The following is an 11,954-nucleotide window of genomic DNA, read 5'->3' on the forward strand; positions in this document are numbered from 1 at the left end:
GGTCGAGCTTTAAGACCGCGCGCACTTTGCGCGGGCTTAAAGTCGTGCCCACAGCGTTCCAGCCCCAATCTGTGAGCCCGGAGTCACCCGGGTCCAGCGCCAGACACTCACTCGCCAGACACTCACTCGCCAGACACAACTCGCCGGAAACGTCATTGGACCAATCAGGCCGGTTGTGCGACCGCGCTTGGCTCAGCTTTGTCGGTTTCTGCCGGTGTCGCCGCCGGTTCGGGACCGCCGGCAATCTGGTCCAAATGAATGACCCGATCATACTGGGCTTGCACTGCCGCCGGCACCTGGTGGCCGACTTCAATCAGCGTCTCCGGACCAGCCAGGAACTGCCGCCGGACTTGGTCGGCCAGCTTGTCATCCAGTGCCGACGTGGCTTCATCCGCCAGCAGCACCGGCCGCTGCCGCAGCAGAGCCCGGGCAATCTCGATTCGCTGGATCTGACCGCCGGAAAGGTTCTGCCCGTTCTCGACGATCTGATAGTCCAGCCCCTTATCAGCCACCAGGTCGCTCAACCCCGCCTGGGCGATGGCGGTCATGATCGCTTCGTCGGTGAACTCCGCCCCCAAAGTGAGGTTATACCGCAGCGTATCATTGAACAGGAACGGGGATTGTTTGACCAAGCCGAAGTGTTTACGCAGGGCCACACGGTTGACCTGATTGGCCGGGACGCCGCCGATCGTATACGTGCCGCCGGCCAACGGAATTTCTCCCTGCAGCACCCGCAGCAAGGTTGATTTGCCATACCCGGACGGGGCCATCAACAGGACCTTCTCGCCCGGCTGAATCGCCAAACTCAGGTTCTCCAGGATGGGTTTACCATTGATTGTCACGGTGGCATTTCTCATCGCCAATGCTTGGGTGGCCGCATCGCCAGGTAATGCCTTACCCGTATCGGTCTTCGCGGACAGCGCCTCTTCAGCGGTTCGTACCTTCGCCGTAATGGGTTTCGTGGCGCCCCACTTATTGAAGGCGTTCAAGGCCTCCAGCAGGGGATTGCGCATATCGTTCGACAGCTGCACGACCCCGATGAAGCTGGCCACGGTGGAGGCACCCAGGATGATGCGCCAGACCCCAGCGCCGAAGGGGAGCAGCACGCCCAGCACCAGCGAGACGATCGTGGCTGCCGCCTGGGTAGTGCCGATGATGAAGTTCATGTGGAACAGTCGGCCTTCCAGGTTGGCCGCCAGCTTGCCGGTGCGGCTCTTCACCGCACCGTTGGCCTGATACGCCCGGGCGGTGTCCAGCCCAGCGAGGAAGTCCTTGAGCTGACCGGTCCAGGAGGCGTTGGCCGCGGACCATTGCTCTGACGCATGGCCGATCGTCTTCTGCGTCAGGGCAGAAATTCCTACAGGCAGCATGTTGCCGGCGAAGAAGGCGAGGGCCGTCACCCAATCGAAGGCGAAGGCGCCGACCATGGCCCCGATGAAGGTCAAGGCATCGGACAGAATCAGCAGCTCGTTGGTGGTGCCGTTCGTTTCCAGCATCTTCAAGTCGTTGGTCATGAACGAAATATCCTTGCCGCTGTCGGTGGTCAAAGGTTCGTCGTCCACCATGTAGCGGATCATGATGGCTTTGATGCGCAAGTTGACCGTCTTTACGATGGCTGCGTTCGTCGTCATCGCCAGCCACTCCACCACCCCTAAGCCGACAAAGATGGCCAGGGCCAGCCAGGCACTGGCCAGAAACATGGCGAAGTTTCTGGCGGTGGCCGCCGCAATGAAGCGCGAGAGGATCCAGGCGATGCCCACGTTCAGACTGCTGGCCGCCAAACTGATTACCAGGTAGAGCGCTAATTGCCATTTTTTACCGTATCGCCAAATTAACATGCTGCTCACTCCTCTTTTTCGATGTTGTGCCTCCAGTTTATCTGGCTTAAAATGAGAGCAAGTGAGAAATGTCATATATGACTGATGATTTTCTGGCAAAAGGGGGAAAAGCCATGGCAGGGCTGGGCGCAACAGTGCGCATGATTCGGCAAAACAAGGGGTTAACACTGGCGGAAGTGGCCGATGACGAGGTGACGGCGTCCTTTCTATCGAAATTCGAACGGGGCGCGGCGGAGATGAGCGTGGCCAAATTTCTGCATGTGCTCACCCGAATCTTCACGACACCAGAGGAGTTCTTCTATATTCAGGCGGGCACGGAGTCGGCAGCAGGCTTGGCTAACGCAGGCTATCACCACCGGGATGAGATGCTGGCCCAAGTATTCGGGGACTCGATTAACTTGGATTCGCCGGGCAAGCGCCGCACCGCCTTGAAGGATTTGGACCAGCGCTGCCAGGCCGCGGAAGCCGCCTACCGGACCGCCCCGGGGCTGGTATCGATGCTGCATTGGCGGGTCCAGCAGATTTTACGCGTGCTGGTCACGAACTTAGTCCAGGAAAAGCCGATTGCCGGGGTGACCGGGACAGGAGAGTATTCCGCAGAAGCCTTGCAATATCTGTATAATGTGAACGATTGGGGCGAATTCGAGCTCTATCTGTTTACGCTCTTCAGCTTCGACATGCGCCAAGGCGACGAACGGCGGCTGTTTCGGGTGGCGCTTACGCGCAGCAAAAAATATGCCAGTTTCACCGGGGCGCCGCTATTACGCTTCGACATTGTCCATAATCAGCTTTTCTTAGAAATGAACCGGCGGGAGTACGCCGCGGCGGGGGAGACGCTGCCTCTGTATGCCCAATTGCTGGATGATGACCCGGATGCCTATCACGAGATCTGGTACCGGTTCATCTATGCCTGGTGGCTGTACCGGACGGACAAGCCGCAAGCTGGCGAAAAAATGGGGGCCACAGCCGTCCAGTTGGCGACGACGATGCGGATGAAAGAGGCCGCTCAGTATATCCAAACGCTGCTCACCCGGATTGCGACGCATGGCCCGGACTTTGATTATTCATTCTACCGGCAGATCATTCAGTGAGGGTGCGCCGGCGACTTGTAGTCGGCCGCCGGTTATGCTATCCTATTAGCTTGTGAGTATCGAACTTTTTTGTGAAATTCAGAATTGTTTTATTACTCTCCTTGCCCGTGGGGAACGCGGGCCATTCAGTCCATAAGGAGGTGCAACAGTCATGGCAACACACTACGAAATTACCTACATCATCAAGCCGGATATCGACGATGATGCCAAGGCAGCACTGATCGACCGCTTCGACAAGATCCTGACCGACAACGGTGCTACGGTAGATGATTCCAAAGACTGGGCAAAGCGTCGTTTTGCTTACGAAATCAACCACTATCGTGAAGGGACGTACCATGTCGTCAACGTTCACGCGGATGACGATAAGGCCGTTAACGAATTCGACCGGTTGAGCAAGATTGAGCCGTCCATTTTGCGGCATATGATCGTCACTCGGGAAGACTAATCGTTAGAACTGAGTAGGAAGGAGACTGCACATGATCAATCGCGTGGTACTCGTGGGTCGTCTGACCCGGGACGTGGATCTGAAGTATACGCAAAGCGGAACGGCTGTTGGCCGCTTCACCGTCGCAGTGACGCGGAACTTCAAGAATTCCCAAGGCGAGCGAGATTCCGATTTTATTAACTGTGTGATGTGGCGCAAGTCGGCGGAGAATTTCGCCAACTTCACTCGCAAGGGGTCGCTGGTCGGCATTGACGGCCGTATCCAGACCCACAGTTATGAGAACCAGCAGGGCCAGCGGGTCTGGGTCACAGAAGTGCAGGCCGATGACTTCGCTCTGCTGGAGCCTAAGTCGGTGACTGAAGCCCGGCCGCACGATACTGGTGACAATAACCAAGGCCAAGGGAACCCGAACCAGGGGAATTCCTATGGCGGCGGCAATAACAACCAGTACAACAACGGTCAGAGCAGCAATCAGAACCAACCTCCTTTCAACAACAATAATCATGGTAATTCTGCGGCTCCCCAGGGCAACAACAATGGGGCTCCGAAGAAGGACGACACCTTATCTGATCCATTTGCGGATAACGGCCAGCCCATCGACATCTCAGATGACGATTTACCGTTCTAACACGGCTTTGGTACAACAACTTTATTGAGAAAGGAAGGATTTCCATGGCAGGACAACGTCGTGGTGGCCGTCGTCGCCGTAAGGTCGACTTCATCGCCGCTAACCACATTGAATACATTGACTACAAGGACACAGAACTGCTCAAGCGGTTCATCTCCGAGCGGGGTAAGATTTTACCGCGCCGGGTATCCGGTACCAGTGCCAAGAACCAGCGGAAGTTAACGATCGCGATCAAGCGGGCTCGGATCATGGGCTTGCTGCCGTTCGTTTCTGAAGAGGGCTAAACACAGTAAGAAAAACGACCAGCACACAGCGTGCTGGTCGTTTTTTGTGTTTCTCGAGCTTTTGGGCAGTGGGGGCCCGACGTTACTGAGCGGTGGTCCCGCCATCGACGATGAATTCACTGCCAGTGGAGTAGGACGCTTCATCGGAGGCAACGAAGAGGACCATGTTGGCGATTTCTTCCGGCTGGGCAATACGGCCCATGGGATTTTGGGCCGCCACTTTGGCGACGATTGCCTTGGGAATCCCGGCGACCATGGGGGTAGCGACGACACCGGGATGGACCGAGTTTACCCGGATGTTGTAGTGCTGTTCGGCGCAATAGGAAGCAACCGACTTTGTCAGCAGGCGGACGCCGCCTTTGCTGGCGGTGTACGCGGCTGAATTCGGGTCGCCGACCAGGCCAGCGATGGAGGACATGTTGACGATGGCCCCGCCGTGGTCTTTCATGTGGATCACACCATATTTATTTCCCAGGAAATTACCGGTGAGGTTAACGGCAATGACCGCCTGCCAATCGGCCAGCGTGGTGTGTTCGATGTCGGCCATACGGGCGATACCGGCATTGTTCACGAGGATATCGATGCGGCCCAGCTGCTTTTCCGCATCAGCGAACAAGGCCTGCCACGATTCTTCCGAGGTGACGTCCAACACGTGGAAGGCGGCCCCGGGAATATCGGCGGCGACCTTTGCACCTTCGTCCGCATTCACGTCGGCGATGATCACCTGGGCGCCCTCGGCGGCGAAACGCTTGGTGATGGCTAACCCGATTCCTTGGGCACCGCCGGTGACGATGGCGTGCTTACTTTCTAGACGACCAGACATAGTACTCAAACCCCTTTCTTTGCTCACCTCCATGATAGCGCTATCGGGTGGGAAACAAAGGAAAGTGCCTAGGAAATAAGCGGTGCCTGGTACAATGGAACAGAAGGGTGGCAAACAGTGTGAAGAGACGTTACAAAGTATTGATTGGCATCGGCATTGCCTTTGTTCTGGGCATCATCGGGGTGTACATCGCCGTGCGGGCGAGTATCCATCCGCCCACGGCAGCAGCGGAGCGGGCCAGCCAGAGTGCCCGGGTGACCGACGATTATTATTATTACCCCAGCCGGCAGACCGACACGCCGATGGTCGTTTTCTACCCCGGTGCATTGGTCGAACCAGCGAGTTACAGTCTGTGGGCGAAGAAAGTGGCTGCCGCCGGTTATCCGGTCTACGTACTGAAGGTGCCGCTGGACATGGCGCTCCTGGCGCAGAATAAGGGGGACAGTGTCGTCGGCCGGAATCAGCGAGCCTACGTGGTGGGCGGCCACTCGCTGGGCGGGGTGATTGCTGCCCGCTATGCCCAGAAGCACCTCGCCAGCAGCCGTCTGCGCGGCGCGTTCTTCTTGGCCGGGTATCCCGACAAGAAAGGCGACTTGCGTCATGCTGATTTGCCCGTCCTCTCCGTCAGTGCCACCTGGGATGTGGTCCTGAACATGACGGCATACAAGAAAGCCAAGCAGTACCTGCCGGCCACCGCCGACTATCGGGTCATCACCGGCGGCAACCACGCCGGCTTCGGCAGTTACACGGGTCAGGCGGGGGATAAAAAGGCCGCCATCAGCAATGCTCAGCAGCAGCAGGAGATCACCGACCTGCTGGTGGGCTGGCTGAAGAAACTGCCGCAAAAATAATCCGGCGATTTTTTAATATTCCGCCGCGCCTTGCGTAATGTATTGATGTAGGCCGAGAAGGCTGCAAAATATGGTACGACAAGGAGAGGGTATTTATGATCAATCGCGTAACGCTGGTGGGCCGGTTGACCCAAGATGTCGAGGTCAAGCACACCGAATCCGGTATTGCGGTGGCAAACTTCACGGTGGCCGTTGAACGACACTTTAAGAATGCTGAGGGGGAGAAGCAAGCAGACTTCGTAACTTGCAAGATGTGGCGTAAGTCTGCAGAAAATTTTGCAAATTTCACCTGTAAGGGGTCGCTAGTGGGAATCCTTGGAGAGGTAAGGACACATACCTACGAGAAAGATGGTCAAAAAGTGTACCGGACTGACATTGAGGCCGATACCTTTGCCCTGCTGGAACCCAAAGCCGTCACCGAGGCTCGCCGTGCCGGCACCCTCAAGTCCGGTTCTGGCGGCGGCAGTGATAATGTCTTCGCCGCGGCCGGTGCCAACGGTGAAAAAATCGATATCACGGATGACGACCTGCCTTTCTAGCACAATCGCCTAACCCAAAAGACGTCCGGCCGTTTGGCTGGACGTCTTACATAGTCACTGCTGGTAAATGTACAAATGGGTCGGTGTTTGGAAGAACCAGTGGGAATTCCACTGCAGGTACTCGTCCATGATGTCGTGGTTACCCTGGACCTGGGCCGGCGTCAGCGCGTATTGCTTCAGCGGCTTCAAGGTCAGCTCGTCGATCGTAATCGCTGGCATACTGGCGATTTTGTTTGCGAGATCGGCGCCAACCGGGTCTTTGACGTTGATGTGCAGCCACTCTGTCGGTCCTTTGCTTTCGAAGCGGGGACCATCGGACAGTGTATACAACGGCGGGATGTCGGCCGCGCCGCTATTGGCCTCGGCGGTGGTCAGCTCACGCACGTCCCAGGCTTCCTGGGCGATGCGCAACAAGCGGCCAGTGTCCTGTCCGAGCCCAGATTGCGGCTTTGCGGAAGAACTGGCGGCACCGCTGGTGCTGGTGCTGCTGGCTTCGGCGGAACTGCTCGTACTGGCCGCGCTGCTTGTTTTGCTGCTGGTCCTGCGGCTCTTTTTGGCCGCTTTTTTCTTGCTCGTCTGGCTGACTTTGGCACTGCTGGTACTGGCTGCGGCGTCCTGTTTGCTGGGGCTGCAGGCGGCCAGCAGGCCAACTGCGGCCAGGACAGTCAACAGTACGCCGATTCTTTTCTTCCCCATCATCAATCGCTCCCCTCGCTGCATCCGTTTCCATTACCCTCATTATACGGAAGTACAAGACAAAAAGCGTGGGGAACGGTTCGGCTTAAGCGTTACTTCAACGTGATGGTCTGCTGGCCGCTGACGACTTGGAGCGGGCCGTGGGCGTCCTGGCTGGTGAGGGCGAAGGTAAAGACGCTGGTCATGCGCTCGCCCGTAGGCAGGTGCTGCCAGGCGTTGATGGCCGCCTCCTGGAGCACATCTGCGACGTCGGCCTCGTTGTGCAGCAGCCGCCAGGCCGTGTTGTACAGCAGCGGTGTTGCCCCGGTGATCAGGGCGGCGAAGGCTGCCTCATCCCCTTGTTGGGCTGACCGTACTTGACGCGATTCACTGGGCATGTTCGCGTTTCCCCCTTTTGCACTTTGTTGTACGCCCATTAGAGAGAGAAAGGGGAGAAAATGTTTCGGCCTTGCCCTTTTTTTCTAAAAAAAGCACCGCATCGGCCGAAATGATGAAAAACGGCCAATCGGCGCTCCTGAATGCACAAAAAAATCCCCCGAGCATTGCACTCGGGGGATTCTCTGTTAATCAGCAAAATTACTGCTTAACAACGTTGGCAGCTTGGGGCCCACGATCGGATTCCTCAACGTCGTAAGTGACGTGTTGGCCTTCGTCGAGAGACTTGTAACCGTCGCCCTGGATAGCAGAGAAATGTACGAATACATCCTTGCCGTCGTCGCCAGTAATGAAGCCATAACCCTTATCTGCGTTGAACCATTTAACTGTACCTTCCATAAATCGCGTATCTCCTTATTCAAAAACAAAAGTAACGTTGCACCAGGTAATCGAAAAGGAAATCCAATCTATTGTACGAACGTACAGATAAAACTGTTCCCGCTTCTTGATCACAAAGAACAGTGTACCACGTTTTCCGGAAAACACCTAATTTTCGTTTTCTCCCACATTTTCAGAGCCCGTAATTGTGGCGTTATTCACGCCAGTGCGGTAAAATTAGTATCATCTTGATGCCATAAGGAATCTTGATACCAAATTTTATCATGATCCCATAGGAATCTTGATACCACTAGACCGTCCTGACGGAAACAGGGCGGTCTTTTAGTTCAGAGGGCGGAGGCGGGCGTTTAGAAGCGTAGGCGTAAGGGCGAAGGAGAGCAAAACCTAAGCCCGGGTTTTTCTCTCCTTCGCCCTTACGCCCTAGCTTCTGCCCGCCGGAGCCCGTTTATGGTAGGCAAGCTTTTGGTGTTGGGGTCCTTAGACTGCGGTGGTCTGCTCGGCGGAGCCCGTTTAGGAGGGGAGGCCAGCCCCCACTTGGTTTTCTTGGCTTATGGTCCTCAGACCACGGTGGACTGCCTGTCGCAGCTCGTCCAGAGGCACAGCCCGCACTTGGTTTTTTAGTATTAAGGCCCTTAGACTAAGGCAGCCTACTCAGATAAGCTCATTTATGGAAGGCTTTTAGTTCCATATTTGGAATCCTTGGCTTAGGGTCCTCAGACCATAGCAAATTGCCCACCGAAGCCACCGTTTCCAACCCGCCAACACCCTACATACTTCCGGTCCTCACGACCGCAACTCACCAAACACGCCTATCCCGTACTGCTCCCGAAATGATCGATTCCCGCACCTGGAATCGATCATTGCATGAACGCCTGCCAGAACAAATACCCCGCCAATCCAAACGCCGCTAAGGCAATCAGCCAGCGTAACAGTTCCACGGGCACGTGGCGGACGATGATCGGCCCAATATAGCCGCCCACGTACAAGCCAATGCCCAGCGGAATGACCATCAGCCATTGAATGTGGGACGTAAAAGCATAAATAACCGCGGCGATGGCGTTGGAGGCAAAGCCGGTGACGTTGCGCATGGCGTTGTACACGGCGAAACGCTCCGTGGTCACCACGGCCAGGATAGCCAGCATGATGACGCCGGCGGCCGCACCGAAATAACCGGAGTAGGCGCCGACAAAGACAATGCCGGCAATCGCTAGTGCCCGCTGACTGCGGGACGCGGCCCGGGGACCAGCGGCTTGGGCCAGGTCACTGGGCGGCTTTTTCTTGCCGCTAACGAGCAGCAGAATCCCAGACGAGGCGATGAAGAAAGGGACCACCTTCTGGAACGATGACGCGGGCGCCAAAAGCAGGACGGCACTCCCGAAGACACTGCCGATGCACACGAGGATGATCAGCCGGATGAGCGTGGGGCCTTGCCCTTTGAGCTCCTTGCGGGAAGACATGGCGGAACCAATGCCGGTAAACACCAAAGCCGCAGTGTTGGTGACGTTCGCGATGACCGGCGGCACGCCGATGGCCAGCAGTGCCGGGTAGGACGCCAGGGAAGCCAGGCCAGCGATGGAACTGAGCAGACCAGCGACAATACCGGCACCGAGCAAATAAATAAAATGGAAGAGAGTCACGACTATGGCCGCCTTTTCTGTAATCAACTGATGACTCTTATTTTCCCATGCTCTCTGGCAGGCCGCAAGGCACTATAATGAGAAGAAAGGGGGCAGAAGTGAATGTTTCATAACTCACGTGCGCGCTTAGACGCCATTTCAGACGGGGTCTTCGCAGTGGTCTTAACCTTGATGGTCTTGGGTATTGATGTGCCGGACCATATCACCACGGCGACGATGCTGACGACTGGCTGGAAGGTATTGATCTACCTCATCAGCTTCGCGGTCGTGGCCCAGTATTGGACCTATCATCAGGAGCTGTTTTACTCTGTGAAGACGCCGCCGACGCGGCTGCTGATCATGAATTTCTACTATTTGGTATTCATCTGCCTGATCCCGTTCGCCACCAGCTTCCTCAGCAACCATCAGGGCAACCGGGTGGCCGCGCTGCTGTTCGCGGCCATTGTGTTTGCCGTGGACCTGGTGCAATTCATCCTGTTCCGGTACGTGATTCAGAATCTGAATGGTGAAGTGGCCCCCGATGCGCATGATCGGGAAGAATTCCGCGGCGTGTCGGCGATGTTCTATATCAGTATCAGCTATATTATCGTGGCCGCGCTGTGGCCCGCCTGGATTCTGGTGGTCATCTTGCTGGGGATGCTGTGGCGCACGTTCCAGACGATGATTTGGCGCAGGCTGGGCCGGCGCCATGGCTGATGGGGAGAAAGGCACCGCCGACCTGGCCGCGGCCACCAGGACACCGGCATTCCGTCAGGCGCTGCGGGCGGCCGTGCTTGCGGGCCTGCCGGCCGGAGTCCAGCTGGTAGCCGCCAACTATGCCCGTACCAGTGCCAGCTCTTACTGGCTGCTGCGCTGGCCCAATGCCGCCCCCGAGCCCACGTGGCTGACCCTGCGCATCGCCACTCACCAGCACTGGCTGACACATGTTCAGCAAGTTGAAATCGTCTGGCCCCAGCTGCCGAAGCTGACTGGGCTCTCAGCTGTCGTGACGGCCGCACTGACAGAACCCACCGCCGCCGCGGTCCGCTATCAATTCACCCCGCTGGAATTGGCGATCCTTAAACAGATGCTGGTGCTGGCGGACCGGGATTTGGTCTGGCTGCTGCAGCTGACACCGGCCATCGCCGCCAGCCATAAAGGCCGCTCCTTCGATTTGCAGAACGACCTTCGCCGGCTCCCCTTGCTGCTGGGCGACCGGAACAACGTCAACAACTTTCTCACACCCGTTTCTGCACCTGGGTTCCAGGACCGGATCATCGACTTTTTCGGCGCCAACTTGCTGTTTGCCCAGTTTTCTGCTCACCATCTGCTCAAGCTGCTGCCGACGATCCAGTGGGTCAAGCCGATTCTGGCGGCCGATCCGCGCCGGGTCAACTGGCAGGTACTGCTGGCCAGTACGTACGGCCAGCACTTCATGGCGGTGACAGCCCAGGCGGCGGCCCGCCATCGGTCTTGAGGACCTTTTCTGCCGCGCCGCGTTGTGCCACAATATCAACAAGGAAGTGATGCGCCATCGGTTATGTTGTCTTAGCACTGTTTGTCCTCATCGTCGTCTTGATCATGCTCCTCGGCCCCACCGCCGTCCTCATGATGGTCCTCCATTTCTACGGCTTCGGCATCGGTCACTGGCAGCTGTGGCTGTATTTGATTTTGGCAGAAGTGGCCACCACCCTGATCACGTTCCTCCTGCCCAAGCTGGTGGCGCCCCAGGTGCCCCACGCCAACGCCATCAACAGCGTGGCCGACGTGGTCAGCCACCTGTTATGCGCGCTGCTCCTCTTCTGGGGCCTGAACGCCTGGCTGTTCCACATCCCCCTCAGCGGTATCCAGCTGCTCTGGCTGGCCGTCGTCTTCACGGCCACGATGGTGCTCATCGACCATTTCATTCCGGACGATGCGGCGACCGAGATCAAGACCCGGTTGAAGTAAGAAAGGGGCGATGACCCTTGCCGGAAAAGAAAAAGCCCACCAGCCGCTGGGGCTGCTGGGTACAGCTGATCATTCTTGCGATTCTAGCGTCCTTAGCCGCTGATGGTATTCGCGCTGTCTTTCATTTGGGTAGGCCGCCATCATTGCGGTCTGTTTTTATTGGTTTCGGGATATTCTTGGTCATGCTGATTATTCTCTTTGTTGGGGGTAACGCCGCCGTGGCCACTGCTGAAAAGCATCGGCACGACAAAAATAAATGACGTAAAAAGTCGTCGATATGACCGGCGGCTTTTCATTGTGCAACCGAAAGTTGATCGTCTTAGCCAGCTCCCCTGGATGGATCACTTTGGCAAAAGCAGAAATTGCCGGATTTAAAATTGAAGTGCAACGGCCGTTGAGCTAGACCAATCCACTTGGAC

General features: G+C 56.9%; 16 protein-coding genes. 10 read left to right on the top strand and 6 right to left on the bottom strand.

Annotation, left to right across the window (positions count from 1 at the left end; all coding sequences use genetic code 11):
- Positions 1 to 164: 164 nt before the first annotated feature.
- Positions 165 to 1,838 (bottom strand): ATP-binding cassette domain-containing protein, encoded by a 1,674-nt coding sequence (locus L248_RS12620; protein WP_081701327.1) that lies wholly within the window; start codon positions 1,836 to 1,838, stop codon positions 165 to 167.
- Positions 1,839 to 1,951: 113 nt separating this feature from the next.
- Between L248_RS12620 and L248_RS12625 the strand changes: the two genes are divergently transcribed.
- The 4 genes from L248_RS12625 (at position 1,952) to rpsR (ending at position 4,286) form a co-directional block, all read left to right on the top strand.
- Positions 1,952 to 2,929, top strand: a complete 978-nt coding sequence (locus L248_RS12625; protein WP_040536771.1) for a helix-turn-helix domain-containing protein — start codon at positions 1,952 to 1,954, stop codon at positions 2,927 to 2,929.
- Positions 2,930 to 3,080: 151 nt separating this feature from the next.
- A complete protein-coding gene (gene rpsF, locus L248_RS12630) occupies positions 3,081 to 3,374 on the top strand; it encodes a 30S ribosomal protein S6 (protein WP_022530637.1) in 294 nt (97 codons plus the stop codon).
- Between the two features lie 31 nt (positions 3,375 to 3,405).
- Positions 3,406 to 4,002 (top strand): single-stranded DNA-binding protein, encoded by a 597-nt coding sequence (gene ssb / locus L248_RS12635; protein ID WP_022530638.1) that lies wholly within the window; start codon positions 3,406 to 3,408, stop codon positions 4,000 to 4,002.
- A 44-nt stretch (positions 4,003 to 4,046) separates the two neighbouring features.
- Positions 4,047 to 4,286 (top strand): 30S ribosomal protein S18, encoded by a 240-nt coding sequence (gene rpsR / locus L248_RS12640; protein WP_022530639.1) that lies wholly within the window; start codon positions 4,047 to 4,049, stop codon positions 4,284 to 4,286.
- 82 nt (positions 4,287 to 4,368) lie between these two features.
- Here rpsR and L248_RS12645 read toward each other — a convergent pair whose 3' ends face one another.
- Positions 4,369 to 5,109, bottom strand: a complete 741-nt coding sequence (locus tag L248_RS12645; protein WP_022530640.1) for an SDR family oxidoreductase — start codon at positions 5,107 to 5,109, stop codon at positions 4,369 to 4,371.
- 119 nt (positions 5,110 to 5,228) lie between these two features.
- Between L248_RS12645 and L248_RS12650 the strand changes: the two genes are divergently transcribed.
- Positions 5,229 to 5,960, top strand: a complete 732-nt coding sequence (locus tag L248_RS12650) for an alpha/beta hydrolase (protein WP_052000066.1) — start codon at positions 5,229 to 5,231, stop codon at positions 5,958 to 5,960.
- A gap of 95 nt (positions 5,961 to 6,055) precedes the next feature.
- Positions 6,056 to 6,499, top strand: a complete 444-nt coding sequence (gene ssb / locus L248_RS12655; RefSeq protein ID WP_022530642.1) for a single-stranded DNA-binding protein — start codon at positions 6,056 to 6,058, stop codon at positions 6,497 to 6,499.
- Between the two features lie 54 nt (positions 6,500 to 6,553).
- Here the strand turns inward: ssb (L248_RS12655) and L248_RS12660 are convergent, their stop codons facing one another.
- From L248_RS12660 to L248_RS12675, 4 genes are all read right to left on the bottom strand, one after another.
- Positions 6,554 to 7,198 carry a hypothetical protein gene (locus L248_RS12660; protein WP_022530643.1) on the bottom strand — a complete coding sequence of 215 codons (645 nt, stop codon included), beginning with the start codon at positions 7,196 to 7,198 and terminating at the stop codon, positions 6,554 to 6,556.
- 89 nt (positions 7,199 to 7,287) lie between these two features.
- Positions 7,288 to 7,572 carry an RNA polymerase sigma factor gene (locus L248_RS12665; protein WP_022530644.1) on the bottom strand — a complete coding sequence of 95 codons (285 nt, stop codon included), beginning with the start codon at positions 7,570 to 7,572 and terminating at the stop codon, positions 7,288 to 7,290.
- A 199-nt stretch (positions 7,573 to 7,771) separates the two neighbouring features.
- Complete coding sequence (locus L248_RS12670) at positions 7,772 to 7,969, bottom strand: cold-shock protein (RefSeq protein WP_022530645.1); 198 nt, start codon at positions 7,967 to 7,969, stop codon at positions 7,772 to 7,774.
- 857 nt (positions 7,970 to 8,826) lie between these two features.
- A complete protein-coding gene (locus L248_RS12675) occupies positions 8,827 to 9,606 on the bottom strand; it encodes a sulfite exporter TauE/SafE family protein (RefSeq protein ID WP_040536774.1) in 780 nt (259 codons plus the stop codon).
- Between the two features lie 102 nt (positions 9,607 to 9,708).
- Between L248_RS12675 and L248_RS12680 the strand changes: the two genes are divergently transcribed.
- The 4 genes from L248_RS12680 to L248_RS12695 all read left to right on the top strand — a co-directional run bounded on the left by L248_RS12680 (position 9,709) and on the right by L248_RS12695 (position 11,795).
- Positions 9,709 to 10,302, top strand: coding sequence for a TMEM175 family protein (locus L248_RS12680; protein ID WP_040536778.1), 594 nt, complete (start codon positions 9,709 to 9,711; stop codon positions 10,300 to 10,302).
- Positions 10,295 to 11,062, top strand: coding sequence for a hypothetical protein (locus L248_RS12685; protein WP_022530649.1), 768 nt, complete (start codon positions 10,295 to 10,297; stop codon positions 11,060 to 11,062). Before L248_RS12680 ends, L248_RS12685 begins: the two co-directional genes overlap by 8 nt.
- 104 nt (positions 11,063 to 11,166) lie before the next feature.
- A complete protein-coding gene (locus L248_RS12690) occupies positions 11,167 to 11,535 on the top strand; it encodes a hypothetical protein (protein ID WP_040536780.1) in 369 nt (122 codons plus the stop codon).
- 17 nt (positions 11,536 to 11,552) lie between these two features.
- Entirely contained in the window at positions 11,553 to 11,795 is a 243-nt protein-coding gene (locus L248_RS12695) for a hypothetical protein (protein ID WP_022530651.1), read from the top strand.
- Positions 11,796 to 11,954: the final 159 nt, after the last annotated feature.

Source organism: Schleiferilactobacillus shenzhenensis LY-73, assembly GCF_000469325.1.
Classification (GTDB): Bacteria; Bacillota; Bacilli; order Lactobacillales; family Lactobacillaceae; genus Schleiferilactobacillus; species Schleiferilactobacillus shenzhenensis.